The organism is Gilvimarinus sp. 1_MG-2023 (genome assembly GCF_030548285.1).
This window is the reverse complement of sequence record NZ_JAUOSC010001090.1, coordinates 1-267: the sequence shown is the minus strand read 5'-3', so window position 1 is coordinate 267 and position 267 is coordinate 1. Positions and strand designations below refer to the sequence as shown.

Annotated in this window: 1 pseudogene; it reads left to right on the top strand. The window is 55.1% G+C overall.

Features of this window, described 5'->3' with window-relative positions:
* Positions 1 to 267 (top strand): annotated as a pseudogene (locus Q4563_RS20230) (hypothetical protein); the annotation flags it as partial.

The window sequence follows — 267 nt, the reverse complement described above, 5'->3', positions numbered from 1 at the left end:
CTTCCAAAGGCCCAGAGGAAGGGGCGGCATGGCTGCATGTACAGGAATATGTGCCGCCAAAAACCATTGAAGAAGCCAAGGCCGAACGGCGCTTGCTGGATATTCTGGCCGTCTTGCCAGAAATTACAGGCATTGCTGCGGACCAGATTGTGCTGAAACGTCGTGAGCGCCAGAGTGGTAAACGCCAGTATGAAAAGCGTTCCACCAACGGGGTGATCCGTCACCGCTTTCCGACGCTGGAAGGTCGGGTCAAGGTATGGGTAAATC